At 63.6% G+C, this 20590-nt stretch carries 7 protein-coding genes; 1 reads left to right on the top strand and 6 read right to left on the bottom strand.

Features of this window, described 5'->3' with window-relative positions; translation table 11 throughout:
* Positions 1-137: 137 nt before the first annotated feature.
* The 6 genes from EJP67_RS33805 to EJP67_RS11140 form a co-directional block, all read right to left on the bottom strand.
* On the bottom strand, positions 138-602 hold the full coding sequence (locus EJP67_RS33805; RefSeq protein WP_206169488.1) for a hypothetical protein: 465 nt from the start codon (positions 600-602) through the stop codon (positions 138-140).
* The gene (locus tag EJP67_RS11160; RefSeq protein ID WP_240650635.1) at positions 599-10582 is read right to left on the bottom strand and encodes a two-partner secretion domain-containing protein; all 9984 of its coding nucleotides are present in this window, start codon (positions 10580-10582) and stop codon (positions 599-601) included. The genes EJP67_RS33805 and EJP67_RS11160 overlap by 4 nt, the downstream gene beginning before the upstream one ends.
* A gap of 284 nt (positions 10583-10866) precedes the next feature.
* On the bottom strand, positions 10867-11823 hold the full coding sequence (locus tag EJP67_RS11155) for an alpha-E domain-containing protein (protein ID WP_019656032.1): 957 nt from the start codon (positions 11821-11823) through the stop codon (positions 10867-10869).
* A gap of 11 nt (positions 11824-11834) precedes the next feature.
* Positions 11835-13331, bottom strand: coding sequence for a circularly permuted type 2 ATP-grasp protein (locus EJP67_RS11150; RefSeq protein ID WP_126021780.1), 1497 nt, complete (start codon positions 13329-13331; stop codon positions 11835-11837).
* A gap of 98 nt (positions 13332-13429) precedes the next feature.
* Positions 13430-14278, bottom strand: coding sequence for an oxepin-CoA hydrolase, alternative type (locus EJP67_RS11145; protein WP_126021779.1), 849 nt, complete (start codon positions 14276-14278; stop codon positions 13430-13432).
* Between the two features lie 165 nt (positions 14279-14443).
* Positions 14444-16894: a DNA internalization-related competence protein ComEC/Rec2 gene (locus tag EJP67_RS11140; protein WP_126021778.1), complete on the bottom strand. Its 2451-nt coding sequence runs from the start codon at positions 16892-16894 to the stop codon at positions 14444-14446.
* Positions 16895-17037: 143 nt separating this feature from the next.
* Between EJP67_RS11140 and EJP67_RS11135 the strand changes: the two genes are divergently transcribed.
* Positions 17038-20565 carry a transglutaminase family protein gene (locus tag EJP67_RS11135; protein ID WP_126021777.1) on the top strand — a complete coding sequence of 1176 codons (3528 nt, stop codon included), beginning with the start codon at positions 17038-17040 and terminating at the stop codon, positions 20563-20565.
* Positions 20566-20590 lie beyond the last annotated feature (25 nt).

Here is a 20590-nt window from a genome sequence, read left to right as displayed (position 1 = left end):
TAAAAATCGCAGTTCAGCAATCTTCCGATTGCATGATCGAACAAGGAAATTGATTGATACCTACACATCCTCTTTAACGTCTTCACTCAATTTATCCTCAGTCAACATCTATCAATGCGATCATGACTGAGTGACAATCAAGCCTCCCCATCTTCCTTGTCACTCCTTGATCCCACGATGCCTTTTTGCTTCTTGCTAAGCTTTTTATCTTTGAATAGAGACTCAATTTCATCAATCTCTTCCTGAAAATTATCTTGCCAAGGAAGAGTCAGCGCCCCATCAATAATAATCGGACACCATCCTGAAATTTCATTAAAAAAAGACAGATCAAAAATTCGATAAATATCAGTACCCAGCTGCTTTAGCGTAACCATCGCAAAGCAGTAATGCGTATAAGAGCCGCCACCCCGTGCTGGGGCACGTTCATCTATCACTTCAGCATTCCATCCGATCACCTCACCCGCCACTGCCGGAAGGGGAGCTTGAAATGCCAACTCAAAAAAACTGCCGCCGATCTTGCAAAAACAAGGAATATTTCTTTGTTCAAGCAAACTCGTCACAGTGAGATTGCGCGGGAGAGAGATTCTTAAATCTAGTTTCATGGCTTCTTAGGTTTAGGCAAAATCACATCACCGGTAAAATTAGTTTGAAATGTGCCAGCTGGACTGAAATATTGTTGACTGAAATATTGTTTTCCCTGCGGATCGCGTATAGCCACCACTCGAACACCATTTCTTGTCGTAACCCCATCCACCACGACGAAGTGCGAAAAATCTGTGCCCCCTGTTTTATCAACAATGCGCACAACCACAGGAACTCCGTCAGCAGTGTAACGTGCAAGATCATCAACATTTCGTCTCCCCAAGGCAACAGCATCGACCCCTTCCGCCTTCATCAGAGCCTCAACCTGCTTAGGAAAAATACCCAAATCGCCCGGAGGTACTTTTTCGATGAGCTTGGCGACATCGACTGAATTTCCGAGCGTATCGAGCACCATGCCGCAGGAATTGTGCCCACAAGTTGGCGCCATCCCTTGATCCAATACCAATCTATTTCCATTTCTTGGTATTGAATCAACAAGCAATGGATTTTTTGCGGCCGTGGCGGCAGCATTGTCGGCATAAAAATTTCCGGCAATTCGTTCTGCTGCATCATCGGATAGTGATTTTCCGGTGCGAGCAAGAACCGTCTCTTTGACGATTGAGGTCGTCAGCAACCTGGCTGCCGTGAGTTCTCCCAACGTATAGATATCTGCCGCCATCAATCCTAGCTGCAGGGCCTCCTTGATGACAGGAGCCCGGTCAATTACGTTGATCGCTGTGTTGATTTCTTTGATGCTCTTGCGAGCCTGCGCTTTAGTCTCCTCGCTTGTTGTAGGGTCGGACAGCAATTGCTCCAAACCGGCACGAACACTCTCCAGACCCATCTTTTCAATGAGCGATGACCCCTTCAACTCACCGGTGTTATTGGCACTCTTGAGGTCGTAAGCCCGCAAGACGTCAACTTCGCAGGCAGGATCCTTCCTCGCACGGCAGCCCTCAAGCTTCTGCTGCCGATTGCGCAGATCGGTCGCCGTCAGGTAGTTGTTCGAAGTTTCATTGAAGGCGCCCGCTGCACCTGCTGCTCCTCCAGTTGCGGCACCGATCGCAGTCCCCATTGCCATCACCAATGCCTGCTTGACTGGAACAGGCATATCGAGGTTTGCGATCTGTTCTCCAATCGCGGGAATGGCCACGCTGGAGGCAGCCGCCCCAGCGGCGCCCCCGGCACCGCCCGTCAGGCCGCCGACAGCGGCATGGGCTGCAATGCGATAGGCACCACCTTCTTTCCAGTCGTTTTCCAACTGGTCGGCCTGCGAATACAGTGCAGCCTTCTTGGTCGGGTCGGTTTCGGCGGCCGCCAAGTTGTACAGATCGTTGGCCTCTTTCAGCTTGCCATTTGCATAGTCGCCGACTGCCTTGCTGGCGTTCTGTCCGAACTGCGCCGAGAGTTGCGCCTGCGCCTGCACATCCTTGATGATGGTCTGGGTGTTCCAGTCCTTGATCAACGTGCCGGCGCTGCTGTTGTCCCCCGTTCGCACACTCTGATCGCCCGCAATGCCCGAGATGCCGGATTTCGTGACGCTGGCCTGGTTGTTGCCGCTGTAGCTGCCCACACCCGCAGCCCCGCTGGGCCGATTGCTTGGTCCTGTCCACGATGCAGTCATGTCTCTGGCGGGTGCCGTCTCCGTGGCCGCGGTCGGCGCCGTGGTATAGCCCACGCTCAGGCCTCCACTGACCGAGTAGCTGCTGCCGCTTGACTGACTCACGTTCTGCAAGTCGGTCATGGTGAGCGTACCGCCCGTGCTGAAGTTGTTCTTCTTGCCGTCGATGGCTGCCTGCGTGCTCTCGATCACCGCCCCCTTCAGGTCGGTGTTGCCGGCAACCTTCACATCAAAGCCGCCATCTCCGGCCTTGATGCCCGATTGCACGGCCGGGCTGATGAAGATCCCGTCCGCTTTCGCTCCTGCCGCGCTGCCGCTGACAGAGGCCACCGCGCCGTAGCAGATCGGCGGAATGCACAAGCTCACTCCAAAACCGCCGCTGGACTGCCGGCTCTGGCCCACGCTCACATCCTGCAAGGTGGTGATCTTCAGGTCACCTCCAACATCCGCCGTCACGCGGTTGCCTTCGATCGTCGCTCCATCGAGCGTGAGGTTGCGACCCGTGGACACGTTCACCGCCTTGCCACCGGAGACCTGGGTGGCGTTGTACGTGGTGTCGTTCTGGTTGTTGCTGCCCTTGCCGCTTTGCACGCCCAACTGGATGCTGAAGCCGTTCTGGGCACCTGCACCGAAGGTCACGCCCACATTGGCACCACGGCTGGAGTTCTGGCCTACCGTCACGCTCGTGTTCTTGCTGGCCTCCAGAGTGACATCGTTGTCCGCCGCCATGTTGACGGTATTGCCCGCCGCGATAGTGGAGCCCACGGCGCGAATGTTCGAATCCTTGCTGCCGCCCGTGGCCACGATGTTGACGTTGTTCGCACCTACCACGCTGGAACCTACCGCCGCGCTGGTGTTGGTGAAGCTTGTGCTCTGACTGCTGTTGCGGCTCACGTTCACGCTGACGCCATAGCTCAGCGGCCCCGTGCCGCCGATCGCCTGCACGGCGTCATAGGCTTGCTTGCCGCTCATGGCCAAATTGATGGCACCGAGGGCCTGCATACGGCCGTCGCCGCCGATGTCGCCCATGGCCTTGATCGTGCTGGAGCCTCCCTTGAGGGTATCAGTGCCAACCCCCATGAAGTTCGCGCTGCCGCCTACGATGGTGCTGGAACTCTTGTCGAGAGAGATCGACTGCGTGGTGTTGTATGCCTCGTTGATGAGGGCGTTCTTGGCGAGGATGTTGACGTTCCCACCCAACTCCGGGCCGGCCTGGCCTGCAGCCATGATGCTGCTGGCCGTCTGGCGGTACTCGTTGCCCGCAATCATCGTCACATTGCCCGCAAGGCTGGCGACCTGGCTGGCCTGCTGCGTCGTGCGGATCTCGGCATTGGCCTGTGAGCCCTTGACGTTGCCGATGGCCGGGTTGTACCACTCACCCACCATCCCCGACTTGCTGTTGGCGTCGTACCTGCTCGAAATCCGCTGATTCTGAGCGCTCTCGATGGTCAGGTTGCGTCCCGCCATCATGATGATGTCGCTGTCTGCGACCACAGTGGCCGCCTTCAACGTGGTGTCCCGCCCGCTCAATGTTTGCAGCCTTCCGGCCGAAATACTAGTCCCGATCGCTTGGGTGGAAATGCTGGCGTCGGCGTGATTGGAGGATTTCTTGTTGCCCGCGATGGCGACCGCCGTGACATCGCCCATGAACGTGGCTGCTGCCAAGCCCATGCCAAACGCAGTGCCGCTGGTTTTGCTTTGCGCAGCATGGAGTTCCAGGTCGGTCTGGTTGGCTGTCGTGAGGTTGATGTCACGACCTGCCGACAGGCTCATCGCGTCGGCAGAGCGAAGCTGTGCGGCCTGCAGGTTGATGTCATTGTTCGCCACCAGCGCGACACTCTTGCCGCTCAGGCTGCTGGAGAGGACTTCGGTGGTAGCGCTGGTGTCCGCCGTGCTGGAACTGCTCTTCCTGAACAGGTTCTTGGAGGATGTCTGCGTAGCTGACGCAGAATTCCTCGTGGCCTCGCCCGAGGTGACATTGATGTCATTGCCTGCAGTGACGATCAATGCGCCATTCACGCTCTGCACGGCACTCGCACGCACGTTGACATCATGACCAGCCACCATGCGCACGCTGTCCTGTCCCTGGATGACGGAGCCCACCTCACGGCTCTTCGTTGAAATCCCCGCCGCGCCCGGTGCGTTGAACACGAGCGTATGCCCTTCGGACACGGTGCCAAGGTTGATATTGCGCCCGGCGCCAACGGCCGCAGATCCCGCGCTGACCAGGGCCGCACCGATCAGATTGACGTCGTGGCCGGCGGAGGCGATCAACGTGCCGCCCGGGTCGGTGACGTAGACCCCTGCCACGCGGTCGATACCAGTACTCGTGCCACGGGAGCGCGTGGTTGTCTCCACGTTGATGTCCCCGCCGGCCGTCAGAACAGCGGCATCCCTGGCCGTGATGCTCGCACCGATGTTGTTGATGTTGTTGCGTGCATTGATCCCGACGCTGCCTCCCGCAATCCGCCCACCATCGAGATTGTTGACGTTGTCGGCGGTGATAGACACCAGAGAGCGCCCAGCAATGGTGCCGGTGTTGACGACATCCCCCGAACTCTTGATGACAGTCGCATCGGCACTCAGGAGCGCCCCGGAGCCATCGATGTCGCCAGGGCGTACACGCACATAGACCTGAGGCACGAGGACACGCTGGGTGCTGCCATCTGGCAACGTCACCGTCTGCTCCACGAGCCAAACGATGTCGCTGGTCAACTGCGCCATCTGCGCCGCGCTCAAAGCTATGCCTGGGCGCAGACCGTACTGTTTCGCAAAGGTCGCTCCCGCGTCCATCAACGCAGCGTACTGATCGTCGTCGTTGCTGTACCCATCCAGATAGCGATACCCCGTGAGCTGGGCGACCTGCTCGCGAATGAGTTTCTGCTCGTAGAAGCCGTCGCCCAAGCGCTTGAGGATGTTGTTGGGGTCCAGGCCGAGGCTGTTCAGCAGGTAGTCGCTGCTGAGCCAGTTGCGGTAGTTGGCAAAGCGCGGATCGGTCTCGATCAGGTAGCCGCCGCCCGCACGGATGCTGAACAAGCTGGCGGTAGGGATGCGCGTATTCGGGCCACTGGTACGCACGACCATCGGTACGGTCTGGCTCGCATCGGTGTCTCCGGCGCCAGCGGCAGCATCGGCTGAACCTGCGGCACTTCCCGAAGTTTTGATGACGGCACCGACATTGGCCGTTACTTGCACGATGGTGTCCGGGCGGTTACCGCCATTCGTCCCACCGGCAGCGCCCGCGCTCCCCGCCGCGCTACCGACCGGTGCAGATCCTGCATCGTAGCCAGTGGTGGCGTTGATGTTCTCCTGGTACTTGTAGGCGCCCAGTGTGATCGTCTCCGGCGCAGTGATGATCGGTATCGGAATGGGTGTCTGCGACTGCCCTTCGTTATTGACCACTGTTGCCGACCCTGTGACCGTTCGCGTACCCGACAACTGGGAGGACACATACTCAGTGGAAGTGATAGTCCCGCCTGCCAGCACCTGGCTGTTCTCGTTGTACAGACGACCGTTGACGCTCATGCTTCCGCCCGCAACAAGATGGGCAGGATCGATGTTGATTGCCGTATCTTCCGTGGTCGTGATGAGGTTGTTCCAGACGCCGTAGCCTCCCATGCCGACGAGTTCACCGGTCTTCTGGAGGAAGACCAGGCCATTGGCGGCGTCGAGGGTGACTTCGTCCATGCGGTAGGTGGTGGTCCTGCCGATCCCGCTTCCTAGGGGAGTGTTGGGCGCAATACCAATCTGAAGGCCGAATGTGACCGTCTGGGGCCCTCTCTGAATGTGTACGTCGCGGTTGTTGACGTTCGCCATCGAAATGGACATGTCGCCCAGCGACTCGATGTCTGCGCTTAGGTTGTTGAGCACGGAGCCCTGCGCCGTGGCCTTGCGGTTGGCGTCAAGCGAGCCGCCGATGCTCATCGCACCCGCGCCCATTCCGCCGCTGAAGATCAATGCATGCTCGCGGTTTGTGATGGTGGTCGCACCAATGTTGAGGGTGCTGCGCGCGGCAATGGTCCCTGCCTTGGTCAAGCCGCCGACAGTCTCTGCGTCATTCTCGAGCGTACCGGTGGCAATGGAGATCGCATTGCCGTAGATGCGACCCGTGCCGATGTTTTTCAGGGTCCCTGTTCCTGCATTGATCTGCGTGTCGTTCTTGCTGTCGATCAGGCCACGGTTGGTCAACGTGCCGCTGGTGTTGATCGTAGTGTTCGTGCCCGACATCTCCGCATTGGCCGAGTTGTCGACGTTGTTGCCACCGACCGTGAGCGTCTGGCCCGCCAGCAGCTTGCCGTTATTCGTGAAGTTGCCAGTGGTGGTGTAGCTCAGGTTCCCGTTGGCGGCCACCTCGCCGTTGTTGGTGACGTTCTGTGTGAGCGCGAGGCTCAGGTCCTGCCCCGAAACAGCTTTGCCGTCGCCGCTGAACGTCGCTGCGTCGATCTTGAGGCTCTTGTCTGCTACCAGCGTGCCATTGGTATTGACCAGGTTCAGCGTCTTGGCACCGGGATTCGCGCGATTGGGGTCGCGAATGCTCAGCTCATTCCCAGCTGAGATCAGACCATTGGTGTTGGTCACGGTGCCACCGCTGGTGATGGTCGTATCGACATCGGCACGGATAGCACCAGAGGTGTTGTCCAGCTCGCCAGTGCCGATGGCAACGGACTTTCCTTCAATGCCCTGGTTGGCGCCGAGAGTGTCTTTGTTGCCAATGCTGCCGGCGTTTAGCGTTGTTGTCGCTGCCGAGCGGACCAAACCGCTCGTATTGGCGATGCTGCCGGCATTGATATCCAAGTTGCCCACAGCCAGCGTCTGACCGCCGCCGTTGTCGTAGCGCGCACCGTTGGTGTTGATCACAACCGCAGACTGCCCGATCACTTGGCCATTGCCTGTGTTCGTGAACAACCGGGTGTCGGCGTTGAGCGCATTCTTCGCGCCGATGAAGCCCGCCGCATTGTCCACGTCGCCGACATTCTTGAGGGTCAACGTATCAGCGCTGGTGATGCCGCCCTGTTTGGTGGTGTAGTTCGCGGCGTTGGAGTTGGTGAGTTTCTGGCCATCGGTATCAATGGTCATTGCACCGCCATTGGACTGAATCAGGCCGGTGTCGTTGTTGAGGGCGCCCGACTTGATGTCGACGGTGGTAGCCGCCGCCAATGTTCCCTGCTTGCTGTTGTCCAGAGCATTCTTGTGGGTATCCACGCTCAGGCTTTCGCCAAAGACGGTGCCGCCCCTGTTGATCAAGCCCCCGTTCGTCAAGGCCACGTTGGCGCCCGCTTGCAGCGTTCCTCCGGTGTTGGTAGTCGCTCCGGATGTGGTGACGCTCAAATTCCCCTTGACCGCAGCGGCAGTCCCACCGCTGTTGTCCAGCATTCCGTCTACAAGAAGGGTTGTGCTGCCATTGGCAGCCAATGTCCCGCCGACGTTCATTGCAGCTCCACCAATGGTGGCGCTCAAGTCGCCCACTGCCGTCACACTGCCGGCATCGTTGTTGAGACTGCCCGCCGTGGCGGTGGTGTTACCACCCGCGCCAATCGATCCTTTGTTGCTGTTGTCAAGCAGGCCGCCAACGGTCAGACCGAGGCTGGAAGTTTCTGCGGCACGAACGGAGCCGCCTTGGTTGGTCAGGCTGCCGGTTGCGATGGTCGTGTTGCCGTTGCTCGCGATGGTGCCGGATGTATTGTCGATCGCTCCCACGACAGTGATACGGGTGGCGTCAGAGCCGGTCTGCACAATCTGACCACCACGATTGCTCAGCGAGCCTGCGTCGATGGAGATTTGCTTGGCGCTGGTTGTCGCCTTACCGCCGTCCTGGTTGAATGCCCCCGACACGGCGACCACCAAAGCGTTGTTCGCTGTGATCTGACCGTCGGCACCGTTGAAGCTGCCACCTGTGATGGTCAGAGTTCCGGGACCCGCGTGCTCGATCTTGCCCACGTTGCTGGTGATCGCCATGCCCTGCAGCGTGAGGTCTTGCCCATTGCTGGCGATGCGGCCACCGTCGTTGTTCAGCGTGCCGCTGGTCGCGATGGTCGTCGCACCTGTGCCGGTCTGCACGATCTCGCCCTTGTTCGTATTGGCGAGGTTCGAGGCATCGATTTGCAACTGACTAGCATTGAGCTTGCCAGCGTCGTTCACGAGGGTCTGCGCCGCGTGACTATTGGCCGTGATGCTCAAAGTGCCTGGCGTGACGACCGTGGCGTTGCTGGTGGTCACATTGCCCTGAGTGGCCGTGACTGCGATATTGATCGCACTGGTCTGGCTGGTCGACAGATCGATGCTCGCACCTTGCAGCGCGGCATTACCCGCCGCGATGTTGGAGCCGTTGGCGACCAAGGCGCCGGAGGAGGTCACACGCAGGTCACCCACACCGCCAAGCTTGCCGTCGCCCTGGGCGCCAGCTCCGAGCACGCTGGACGTACCGCTGTGCACGCTGCCAGCAGTGATCGTCGTGTTGCGGCCCGCCGTGACACTGCCGTCGTTGGTCAATGCGCCACCAACCGCAATGTTGGCATCGTTGCTCCCGCGCAGGCTGCCACCGTTGGTGAGCGAACCGGTCTGGATACTGAGATCGGTAGCCGCGCTGATACTGCCGCCACTGCCGTTGGTCAGCGCGTTGGCTACGCCAAGCTGTACACCGGCTTGTGCAGACTGAACGCTACCGCCAGTATTCTCCAGCGAGCCGGTGTTCAGGCTCAGCGTCTGATTTGAAGTCAGCGTGCCGCCGTTGTTGGTGGTGGCGCCTACAACGTTCGCAGTCAGTACACCAGTGGCCGAGATCGTGCCGCGAGTGTTCTCAGCCCTCCCACCCACCGTGAGGTTGGCATCGGAAGCGCTTGTCAGCACGCCGTCGGTGTTGATCAGGTCGCCGCTGGTGGCAATGGTCAGACTGCCCGCATTGAGCTTGCCGCCCGTGTTGTCGAAGGTGCCGACGTTTGCGCCGAAGCTCTGGCTGACGTTCAGAGTGCCACCAGCATTCGAGAAATTGGGCCCGGTGACCGCCATGCTGGCGACCGACAACGTGCCACCCGCGTTGTTGATCTGCGGTGTTTGCAGCGCGATCGGACCACCAGTGTAGATGCGGCCACCGTCGTTCAGAATCGTTGCCGCCGCGGTGATGGTGCCAGGCGATGTAGGGACAAACGGTGCCGGTGCCGGGGAAGCCGCATTACTGGAGCCTGAACCCGTTCCGGAGCTGGTTCCCGTGGGGGAAACGCTTGGACTGGCGGTGCCACTTGTGCCGGTGTCGCTCCCGTTGCTCGTGCTACCTTCCGTGCCAGCGATCGGCGCTGGTGCCGGCTCGATACCGATGATTCCGCTGTTGGTGTTCGAAAGGACCGGTGCAGTGATGCCGAGGCCCACGCTGCTGGTCTGGCGGATCGTACCGCCCCGGTTGTCTATGTCGCTGGCACTGGAGATTTCGACGCGTGTGCCTTCGAGGGTGCCAGTATTTTCAAGACGCCCCGCTCCTGTGACGATGAGATTGCCGTTGCTCGCGCCGATGTTGCCGGCATTGCGTACGCCCAAGCCGGCCTCATTGCCCACAAGCGTGATTTTTCCTGCATACATGCCGCCGAGGGCCGCCACATCGAGAGTGAAGGTCGGTGCTGCGCCCGTTCCTGTCGTGGGGGTGATCTGCGTATGGTCGGCACTGACCTGATTCGCACCGGTCACCACCTTGAGTTCGCTGGCCCAGATGCTCGCGTTGGCCTGCACAGCACGCGCAAGGATGGCAGCGTAGTCGGTCTTGCTGGCATCGAGGCCCGCGCCGTCGATGGTGATGGTTCCGCCACGAACCAGGAAACTGTCGAGACCGCCGACGGCGTTGAACTGCGGCGTGCCGGTAGTGAGCGTGGCGCGGCTGGCATTGATGAAGCCGCCGCCGTCGACGCTGATGCCCGCCGGGTTCGCGATGATCACTTCTGCGCGCTGGCCGCCCACTTCGATGTAGCCGCGAAGCTGGCTGGGCGTTCCGCCGTTGACCTCGTTGAGGATGATGCGTGCCGGGCCTGTGGCCAGATTGGGGTTGCCCTGAACGAACCCACCCAGTTGGGTCTGCACATTCACCCGGCTGTTGTTCAGGATGGCGCCGTTCGAACCGACGCTGAACTGGTTGTAGACGTTGCGCGAGACGCCCGCGGCGGAAGGCGTCTGGATGTTGACCAGCGGCACGCCATTGGGCGCTGTCAGCACGGTCGGGCGGAGATTGCCGGGAACGTTGGGGGCACCGACGATCTGGGCGTGTGCGGCTCCTGCGATCAGCACACCCGCGAGGGCTGCAGCACCTGCGGCGGTCGTCGCCCTGCTGGCGCCCTTTCCAGTGCTGGCGGCCGTTTCCTGGACCACCATGCGCATCCCTCTGGCCGCGTTGAAGACCACGCGGTGCAAGTGCCGATTCATCGCTCTTACGCTCCCTCACAGTTGTCATGCCGCAGCTTCATTTGTGACCAAATGAAAACTGAGGAGCGCGATTATGGGAGCGCGGCGCTTGCTTACAAGGTATTAATTCACGCTTTTAAACGTCTGAAAACATTCAATTCCGGCAAGTTAATTCTTATTGTTTACTTTTGATCTTGCTAATTTAGTTGCGTCAACAATTGTCAAAATTTCGCGCTGAGTGGAGCGGGCGTCATCTCCCGCAAGAGAGATGACGCTTTCGCATTTCAATGCGCCGGAACCAGAAAATCCTGGCTGATCCGCACCCCCAACTCATTCACCCGATCGAGGAATTGCGTGAGATATGCATGCAGCCCCGTCGCCAGAATTTCGTCGACGCGCGCGTATTGCAGATCGGCCAGGAGCTTCCCGGCACGGCGCTGCGTTTCTGCGCTCTGCTCGTTCTGAACCTTCGCCAGGTTGTTGACCACCTCGACCAGGCTCGCATGCAGCGAGCGCGGCATGTCGGCCCGGAGAATGAGCAGTTCGGCCACGCGCTCGGGCTTGATCACGTCGCGGTACACCTTGCGGTAGACCTCGAAGGCCGAGACGCTGCGCAGGATCGCGCTCCAGTGGTAGAAGTCGTATTCTTGGTCTTCCTCGGTGGCAGCGCCGAAGAACTCGCTGTTGAGCGCGTGGAACTTCACGTCGACCAGGCGCGCTGTGTTGTCGGCGCGTTCAAGGAAGGTGCCCAGGCGCGAGAAGTAGAAGGCCTCGTCCTGCAGCATGGTGCCCAGCGTGACGCCGCGCGACAGGTGCGAGCGGAACTTGACCCATTCGAAGAACTGGCCGGGGTCGCGCTCGAAGTCGCCCGAGCGCAGCATGCGGTTGACTTCGAGCCAGGTGGTGTTCTGCGTTTCCCAGGCTTCGGTGGTGAGGGCGCCGCGAACGGCGCGTGCGTTCTCGCGGGCGGCCTTGAGGCAGGAGACGATGGACGAGGCGTTGCTCTCGTCCTTGACCATGAACTCCATCACCTCCTTGGGCGCGATCTGGTCGTACTTCTGGTTGTACCAGGGCAGCAGCTCGCTGATGGAGAGCACGCCCTGCCAGCCGTACTTGGCGACTTCGGCGGACTGCGGCAGGAGCGAGGTCTGGTAGTTGACGTCCAGCATGCGCGCCGTGTTCTCGGCGCGCTCGGTGTAGCGGGACATCCAATAGAGGTGGTCTGCGGTGCGGGACAGCATCGTTCGTGCTCCTACTGCGATTGGCTTTGCGACTGTGCGGGAGCCTTGGACTTGGGCACACGGTCGGCTTCGAGAATCCAGGTGTCCTTGGTGCCGCCGCCCTGCGACGAATTCACCACCAGCGAGCCTTCCTTGAGCGCCACGCGCGTGAGGCCGCCCGGCACCATCTGCACCTCGCTGCCCGAGAGCACGAAGGGGCGCAGGTCGATGTGGCGCGGCGCGATGCCGGCGTCGACGAAGGTGGGCGAGGTCGACAGGCTCAGCGTGGGCTGGGCGATGTAGCCGTCGGGCTTGGCGATCACGGCCTTCTTGAAGTCCTCGATCTCGGCCTGCGTGGCGGCCGGGCCGATCAGCATGCCGTAGCCGCCGGCGCCGTGCACTTCCTTGACGACCAGGTCCTTCATGTTGTCGAGCGTGTATTGCAGCTCGTCCTTGTTGCGGCACATGTAGGTGGGCACGTTCTTCAGAATCGGCTTCTCGCCGAGGTAGAACTCCACCATCTTCGGCACGTAGGGGTAGATCGACTTGTCGTCGGCCACGCCGGTGCCCACCGCATTGCAGATGACGACGTTGCCTTCGCGGTAGGCGCGCATCAGGCCCGAGCAGCCCAGCGTCGACGTGGGACGGAATACCTCGGGGTCGAGGAAGTCGTCGTCCACGCGGCGGTAGATGACGTCCACGCGCCTCGGCCCGCGCGTGGTGCGCATGTAGACGAAGTTGTCCTTGACGAACAGGTCCTGCCCCTCGACCAGCTCCACGCCCATCTGCTGCGCGAGGAAGGCGTGCTCGAAGTAGGCGCTGTTGTACATGCCGGGCGTGAGCACCACCACCGTGGGCTCGGCCGTGGCCGGCGGCGCGCTGGCGCGAAGCGTTTCGAGCAGCAGGTCGGGGTAGTGCGCGACCGGCGCGATGCGGTTCTGGTTGAAGAGCTCTGGAAAGAGCCGCATCATCATCTTGCGGTTCTCGAGCATGTAGCTCACGCCGCTGGGCACGCGCAGGTTGTCTTCGAGCACGTAGTACTCGCCGTTGCCCTGTGCGTCGGGGGCGCGCACGATGTCGATGCCCGAGATGTTCGAGTAGACGTTGTGCGGCACGTTCACGCCCATCATCTCGGGGCGGAACTGGGCGTTGTTCAGGATCTGCTCGGCCGGGATGATGCCGGCCTTGATGATTTCCTGGTCGTGATAGACGTCATGCAGGAAGCGGTTGAGCGCTGTCACGCGCTGCACCAGCCCTTTTTCCATGCTGTCCCACTCGTGGGCGGGAATGATGCGAGGCAGCAGGTCGAACGGTATGAGCCGCTCGGTGCCGGAGCCGTCCTCGTCCTTGGCGCCGTACACCGCGAAGGTGATGCCGACCCGGCGGAAGATCATTTCCGCCTCTTCGCGTCGCGAACGCATCACCTCACCGGGTTGCTTCGCGAGCCATTGGTCGTAGCGCTTGTAATGCTGTCGGATCGCAGCTCCAGCATAGGGAAGCTGCTCGTACATCTCGTCAAATTTGTGCATGGAACGACCAATCTCCTTGAGCTCGTAGCTTAGCAAGTTCAGGGCCAGTAGAACCCCTGATGCCAAGGCCGGAGACGGGTCGGATGATCTTTCCGCGCTCAGGTCGGGGGGCCCTCCCCGGTCGTTTCCGGCTTCTTGCGGGGCGAGAGAAATTCCTTGATGCGCTCCCCGCTCTCGTCGCTGTAGAGGCTGGCCAGAAAGGACTCGCGCTCGGCCTCCAGCTGCTCGCGGCGGCTGCGTCCGCGCGCCGCATAAACCAGTTGCTTGATGCGCGCCTGCACTTCGAACGGTCCGCGCGCGAGTTGCTGCGCCCAGGCGAGCGCGGCGGCGCCGGCTTCGCCGTGCGGCACCACCTTGTTGACCACGCCCAGCTCATGCAGCCGCTTCGCGGTGCAGGGCGTGCCGTCGAGCAGCATTTCGAGTGCGGCCTGCGGCGGCAGCGAACGGGCCAGCGAATCGGTGCCGCCGCCGTCGGGCGAGAGGCCGACGTTGATGTACGACATCGCGAACTTCGCGTCCTCGGCGGCCACGATCAGGTCGCAGGCCAGGCAAAGCGAGAAGCCGCCGCCCATCGCGGCTCCCTCGACCGCGGCGATGACGGGCTGCGGTGCCTCCTCGATCGCCATGAGCCATTCGTGCAGTGCGTCGATGTGGCCGTGCTGCTCGGCGGGCGGCAGCTTGCGCTGCCGGGCGAGGCGCCGCAGGTCGCCGCCGCCGCTGAAGTGATCGCCCTCCCCGCGCAGCACGATGGCGCGCACCGTGCGAAAGCCGGCGGTGGTGCGTATCACCTTGGCGGCCGTCCGGTAGACCGAGGGATTGATCGCGTTGCGCGCCTCGGGATTGCTCAGCGTCAGGACGAGCACCGGACCCTCGCGATGCATCTTGAGACGCGCGCCGGAGCCGCCGGCGAGGCTCGCGCTGGTGATGGCCGGAACGCCGGTCGTCATGAAGCGCGCCCGGAAGACGGGCCCCAGCGAGAAATCCGACGGTTGTGCTTGTTCATGCTGCCCCCTTGTTCTGAGTTGTAGCGAAACGATACAACGCATGGAACGCCGCCGGGGATTCATTTACAAGAGGTCTTTTGGGCTACTTTTGACAATTAGTTCACGATTTCAAGGCTCCGGACGGCCAGCCTCCTCCGGCTGCCGGTGCTGCCAGTAGCGCGCCCGGCGTTCGCGCTCGCAGCCCACCTCGGCAGGCCTCGCGCTGCTCCAATGCGCGGCGCCGCAGCGGGTGTTCTCGATCAGCCGCACATCTCGTTCACGGTACCGCGCCACCACCTCCCGCGCCGGATGGCCGAAACGGTTGCGATACCCCGCCTGGACGAAAGCGATGCGCGGCTGCACTGCATCGAGGAACGCCGCGCCCGACGAAGTCTTGCTCCCGTGATGCGGCGCCAGCAGCACGTCCGCACGCAACAGCTGCGGCGTGCGAATGAGCAGCGCTATCTCCTGCAGCCGCTCGATGTCGCCCGCCAGCAGCGCCGACGCGCGTCCGTTGTCGATGCGCAGCACGCACGACACTGCATTGGGCTTGCCGAAGCTGCGGTAGTCGCTCTCGAAGGGATGCAGCACATCGAAGCGCACGCCGTCCCAGCTCCACGACTGCCCCGCCTCGCAGCGCCTCGCCATGCGCATCGCCTGCAGCGGGTGCGTGGCCTCGATGGAACTCAGCAGCGCGGCCCCGGGCTGCATCGCGAGCACCGCGGGCGCGCCGCCGATATGGTCGGCATCGCGATGGCTCACCACCAGCGTATCGAGACGCTCTCCGTACGCGCGCAGCAGCGGCACCAGCACGCGATCGCCCGCGTCGCTTTCGAGGCTGTAGCGCGGGCCGGCGTCGTAGAGCAGGCTGTGCGTGGCGGTGCGCACGAGCACCGCGTTGCCCTGGCCGATGTCGGCGGCGAGCAGCTCGAACTCGCCCACCGCAGACCGCGGTGCCTGCCACAGCAGCACCGGCAGGAGCAAGGGTACGCCGAGGCTGCGCAGCGACCATGGCAGCCGCATTGCCAGCAGCACGCCGCCGCCCACGCCGCAGGCGGCCATCCACAGCGGAGGCGCCGCCATCGACAGCGTGGCATGCGGCAGGCCGGCCAGCCATTGCAGCAGGAGCGCCAGCGCATGCACGGCCCATGCGGCCACGTCCCACAAGGGGGGCACCGCCACGCCGAGCATCGCCAGCGGCGTGATCACGAGCGTGACCCACGGAATCGCCACCGCGTTGGCGAGCAGCCCGATCAGCGACACCTGCTGGAACAGCAGCAGGCTCAGCGGCGTGATCGCCAGCGTGATGGTCCACTGCTCGCGGAAGAAGCGCAGCAGGCGAGCAGCCGCGCCGGCCTGCTGCTCGCCCGGCATTCCGGCGTCCGTCGCGAAGAGCACGCCCACCGCGACGAAGCTCAGCCAGAAGCCCGCCTGCATCAGCGCCCAAGGATCGAGCGCGACCACGACGGCCGCGGTCAGCAGCCACACGTTCGGCCAGGGCCAGCGCCGCCCGGTCAGGCGCAGCAGCGCGACCGTCGCGAGCATCCAGACCGTGCGCTGCGACGGCACGCCCCAGCCGCTGAAGAGCGCATAGAGCGCGGCCAGCAGCACGCCCCCGACCAGCGCCGCCTGCTGGGCGGGCAGGCGCAGCATCAGCCGGGCGCTGCGGCGCCAGAGCAGGCCGACCACATGCGCGGCGAGCCAGGCAAACATCGTGACGTGCAGGCCAGAGATCGACATCAGGTGCGCCACGCCCGTGGCACGGAACACGTCCCAGCCCGCGCGGTCGATGGCGTTCTGGTCGCCGGTGACCAGGGCCGCGATCACGCCCGCGCGGGCGCGGTCGGGCACGCGCTCGAAGATGGCGTCGCGCACCGCTTCACGGGCACGCTCGATGGGATGCAGCCAGGTGGGGCCGAGCAGCACGGGCGCCGCGTCGCGCGCGCCGGCTCGCACATGGCCGCTGGCATGCAGGCCCTGCTCCCACATCCGGAGTTCGCCGTCGAAGCCGTGCGGGTTGCGGTTGCCGTGCGGCGCTTTCAGGCGCACCGTCAGGCTCCAGCGTTCGCCGGCATGCGGGGAAGCGGCAACGGTGCTGGCTGGCGAGGTATGCCCCCAGGGGCTGGAGCCGTCCGCATACCAGCCGAGAGCGATGCGATCGGGTACGGCCGGCCGGCCCCGCGTGTCGGCGTCTGTCCATTGCGCGGATTCGACATCCACGACGAAGCGCGTGCCGGCCTCGTTGCGCTGTGGCATCTCCGACACGACGCCCGTGACGCGCAGGTCGCGGCCTTCGAGCGACGGGTCGAGTGCGCCCTTCGCATAGGCCACCGCACGCCATCCGGCGAGCCCCGCGCCGGCCATCGCTCCACATGCCAGGGCGCCCAACAGCAACGCCCTCCCCGGCAGTCGGCGCCACCACATTCCGGCCGTGCCTATACACAGCAAACCGGCATAGACCCATGCTGGCCACAGCATCGGCTGCTGCAGCTGCAAGGCCGCTCCCAGCAGCGAACCACCCAGCGCCGCGAACCCGCCAACGCCGCCCACAGCCTGGCCTGACGCGCGAAACCGCGTCATCGGACAACTCCCGATTCCATGATGCAAACCCTCCCCGAATCACGCTCAGTGGCGCGTTAATTGCTTTGGCATCTCGGCTAGTATGCGTCTCACCAGAGACATCTTCTCCCGATGCAATCTGCCAGCACTGCACACAAAAACGCATGTCCATTCACGCCGCTCTCCACCACGTCACCCACTACAAGTACGACCGGCTGGTGCAGCTGGGCCCCCAGGTCGTGCGCTTGCGGCCCGCGCCGCATTGCCGCAGCAACGTCATCTCGTATTCGCTGCGGGTCGAGCCGGCCGAGCACTTCGTCAACTGGATGCAGGACCCGTTCGCCAACTACCAGGCGCGGCTCGTGTTTCCCGAGAAGACGCGCGAATTCAAGGTCACCGTCGACCTCGTGGTCGAGATGGCGGTCTACAACCCCTTCGACTTCTTCCTGGAGCCGCAGGCCGAGAACTTCCCCTTCAAGTACAAGCCCTCGCAGGCCGAGGAACTCGCCCCCTATCTCGTGGCCGAGCCGGTCACGCCGCTGCTGCAGGCCTACCTCGACAAGATCGACCGCAAGGAACAGCGCACCATCGACTTCCTGGTCGGCCTGAACCAGCAGGTCCAGAAGGACGTCAACTACCTCATCCGCATGGAGCCCGGCGTGCAGACGCCGGAAGAAACGCTCGCCAACGGCAGCGGCTCCTGCCGCGACTCGGGCTGGCTGCTGGTGCAACTGCTGCGCCACTGCGGGCTGGCCGCGCGCTTCGTCTCGGGCTACCTCATCCAGCTCACGCCCGACGTGAAGGCGCTCGACGGCCCCAGCGGCACCACGGTCGACTTCACCGACCTGCACGCCTGGTGCGAGGTGTTCCTCCCCGGCGCCGGCTGGATCGGCCTCGACGCCACCTCGGGCCTGCTGGCGGGCGAAGGCCACATTCCGCTGGCCTGCACGCCCACGCCTTCGAGCGCCGCGCCGATCGAGGGCGGCGTGGACGAATCGGAGGTCGAGTTCGGCCACGACATGAAGGTCACGCGCATCTACGAATCGCCGCGCGTCACCAAGCCCTACACCGAAGACCAGTGGGCCGACGTGCTCGCGCTGGGCGAGGCGGTCGATGCCCGCCTGAAGGCCGGCGACGTGCGCCTGACCATGGGCGGCGAGCCCACCTACGTGGCCACCACCGACCGCGACGCGCCCGAATGGAACACCGACGCGCTCGGCCCGACCAAGCGCGGCTACGCCACCGAGCTCGTGCACAAGCTGCGCGCCGAATACGGCAAGGGCGGCTTCCTGCACTTCGGCCAGGGCAAGTGGTACCCGGGCGAACAGCTGCCGCGCTGGGCGCTGTCGATCTTCTGGCGCGCCGACGGCCAGCCGCTGTGGCACGACCCCGACCTGTTCGCCGACGAGCGCTTTCCCACGCACTACACCAGCGAGGACGCGCGCCGCTTCACCAACCTGCTGGCGCAGAAGCTGGGCCTGACCGAGCGCTACATCCAGCCGGGTTACGAGGACATCTACTACTACCTCTGGCGCGAACGCCGCCTGCCGGTGAACGTCGACCCCTTCGACTCCAGGCTCGACGACGAGCTTGAGCGCATGCGCCTGCGCCGCGTGTTCACCCAGAAGCTCGATGCGGTGATCGGCTACATGCTGCCGCTGGAGCCCGGCAACGCGAACCGCGACGCCCCTTCGCTCGAAGGCCCCGCCTGGAAGACCGGCCCCTGGTTCCTGCGCGACGACCGGCTCTACCTCATTCCGGGCGACTCGCCCATGGGCTACCGCCTGCCGCTCGACTCGCAGCCCTGGGCCAGCAAGGGCGACTACCCGTACATGATCGAGCGCGACCCGAACGCGCCGCGCGGCGCGCTGCCGAGCGGGGCCGACTACCGGGCGCGCTACGCCGTGGGCACCGGTGACACCGGCGGACCGGGAGCCGACCTCGGCGCCGTGCCCTACGCCTTCGGCACGCCGCCCGTCGTGCCCTCTGCGCTGCGCATGCAGACGCCGGGCGCCGCGAGCGACGGCGACGGGCATGGCGAGGACGACAACGACGCCGCCAGCTCCGCAGATCCCAGCGTGACCCGCCAGCCCCTGCGCGGCGAATCCGCCCACTGGATCACCCGCACCGCGCTGTGCGTCGAAGTGCGCGACCCGCGCCGCGCCAACGGCCCCGCCGCCGAGAAGAAGGGCAGCGCCTCGGGCGTGCTCTACGTTTTCATGCCGCCGCTGGCCCGCCTGGAGGACTATCTCGACCTCGTGGCCGCGGTGGAGGCCACAGCGCGCGACCTGGGCGTGCGCATCGTGATGGAAGGCTATCCGCCGCCGCGCGATCCGCGCCTGAAGCTGCTGCAGGTCACGCCCGACCCGGGCGTGATCGAGGTCAACATCCATCCGGCCCACAACTGGAAGGAACTGGTCGACCACACCGAATTCCTCTACAACGCCGCCTTCGAAACCCGCCTGTCGGCCGAGAAGTTCATGACCGACGGCCGCCACACCGGCACCGGCGGCGGCAACCACTTCGTGATGGGCGGCGCCACGCCGGCCGACAGCCCCTTCCTGCGCCGGCCCGAGCTGCTGGCCAGCCTGCTGCTGTACTGGCACAACCACCCCTCGCTGAGCTACCTGTTCTCGGGCATGTTCATCGGCCCGACGAGCCAGGCGCCGCGCGTGGACGAGGCGCGCAACGACCAGGTCTACGAGCTCGAGATCGCGCTGAAGGAAATCGCCAAGAACCGCGAGATCTACGGCCAGAACATGCCGGCTTGGCTGGTCGACCGCACGCTGCGCAACATCCTGATCGACGTCACGGGCAACACGCACCGCAGCGAGTTCTGCATCGACAAGCTCTACTCGCCCGACTCCAGCACCGGCCGCCTCGGCCTCTTGGAACTGCGCGCCTTCGAGATGCCGCCGCATGCGCGCATGAGCATCGCGCAGCAGCTGCTGATCCGCGCGCTGGTGGCCCGCTTCTGGGACGAGCCCTACAAGGCGCCCGTCACCCGCTGGGGCACCGAACTGCACGACCGCTTCCTGCTGCCGACGTTCGTGAAGATGGACTTCGACGACGTCATCAGCGAGATGCGCCAGGCCGGCTTCGCCTTCGACCCCGACTGGTTCGCGCCGCACTTCGAGTTCCGCTTCCCGCTGGTGGGCCAGATGCAGGCGATGGGCGTGGAGCTCTCGCTGCGCAATGCGCTCGAGCCCTGGCACGTGATGGGCGAGGAAGGCGCGATCGGCGGCACCGTGCGCTATGTGGATTCGTCGCTGGAGCGCATCGAGGTGCGCGTGACCGGCCTGAACGAGAGCCGCCACGTCGTCACCGTCAACGGCAAGGTGCTGCCGCTGCAGCCCACCGGCGTGGCCGGCGAGTTCGTGGCGGGCGTGCGCTACAAGGCCTGGAACCCGCCTTCGTCGCTGCACCCGAGCATCAAGGCCCACGCGCCGCTGACCTTCGACCTCGTCGACACCTGGATGAAGCGCTCGCTGGGCGGCTGCCAGTACTTCGTGGCCCACCCGGGCGGGCGCAACTACGAAACCTTCCCGGTCAATGCCTACGAGGCCGAAAGCCGCCGCCATTCGCGCTTCACCCGCACCGGCCACACCCCCGGCCTGCTGCGCACGCCGCCGGCCACCATCGAGCTGCCGGGCAGCCGCGAATTCCCGTTCACGCTCGATCTGCGGCGTTGACCGGGATATTCCGCACACTGCCCGA

Origin of the sequence: Variovorax guangxiensis (assembly GCF_003952165.1) — a bacterium.
GTDB classification, from domain to species: domain Bacteria; phylum Pseudomonadota; class Gammaproteobacteria; order Burkholderiales; family Burkholderiaceae_C; genus Variovorax; species Variovorax guangxiensis.
The sequence above is the reverse complement of the archived record's forward strand: the minus strand, read 5'-3'. Positions and strand labels throughout refer to the sequence as shown.